Origin of the sequence: Microbacterium testaceum, from assembly GCF_001476655.1 — a bacterium.
In the GTDB taxonomy this organism is placed as follows: Bacteria; Actinomycetota; Actinomycetes; order Actinomycetales; family Microbacteriaceae; genus Microbacterium; species Microbacterium testaceum_C.
In genome coordinates this window covers 1-738 of record NZ_LDRT01000267.1, presented here as the reverse complement: position 1 = coordinate 738, position 738 = coordinate 1, and the positions used below count along the sequence as shown (strand labels likewise).

The 738-nt window shown below is 70.7% G+C and carries 1 protein-coding gene; it reads left to right on the top strand.

All coding sequences use genetic code 11. The features are described from left to right. Window positions 1-102: 102 nt before the first annotated feature. A complete protein-coding gene (locus NS220_RS18925; protein WP_058625477.1) occupies window positions 103-564 on the top strand; it encodes a VOC family protein in 462 nt (153 codons plus the stop codon). Window positions 565-738 lie beyond the last annotated feature (174 nt).

The window sequence follows — 738 nt, the reverse complement described above, 5'->3', positions numbered from 1 at the left end:
GGGCGGGTGCGCGCGGGGGTGGGCTTGGGTGGATGATCGGCCTGTGGAGCGTGGGGCTCCTCGTCCACGCGTTCGCCTCGGTTGCGCGCAACGGATTTGCGGATGCTGACCTCTGAGGAGCACCGTCTCGTCGAGTACGCGTGCAAGACGTGGGCGGACGGACATGTCAAAGCCAGCTTGGCGGTGTTCGCGATGCTCGCCCTGAGCAGCCGGCCGCAGTGGGTCGGTGACGTGCAGGAGAGCGTGCGCGAGATGTCGCGCGGCGCCATGCAGCCCGACGCGCAGACCCTCCACCGGATGATGCGTCGGCTCGACCGACTCGGACTGGTGAGATGCGTGCGGTACGAGTCGCGGGGTCCGGGCGCGGCGCGCAAGATCGGCGGGGAAGCGTGGGCGGTGTTCTACGTCGAGGTCGCCGACATCCACGCCACCCTGCAGGCGGCGGCTGAACAGGGTGCCAAGACCGTGCGGCCGCTCGTCGACAACGGGGCGATCCTCTTCGCCCATCTCGCCGACCCGGCCGGCAATCGTTTCGGGGTGTGGCAGCGAAAGCTCGTCGCCTGACACGGCGCGGAGGGGCGCTCCCGCCGGCGCGTGTCCCACACGCCCCGGCACCGCGTCCGCGCCGCCGGGACCCCCATCGAGTGTCCAAGAAACGCCGCAATCGCGCGGGGCGATGCGGCGTGTCCTGGACACTCAGTCCGCCGGCGGGACCTGGCTCTTATACCCCTCTCCGAG

What these genes read in the sequence shown, in the direction of transcription:
- NS220_RS18925 (WP_058625477.1), top strand. Translation starts at nt 103, where the DNA reads ATGCTGACCTCTGAGGAGCACCGTCTCGTCGAGTACGCGTGCAAGACG.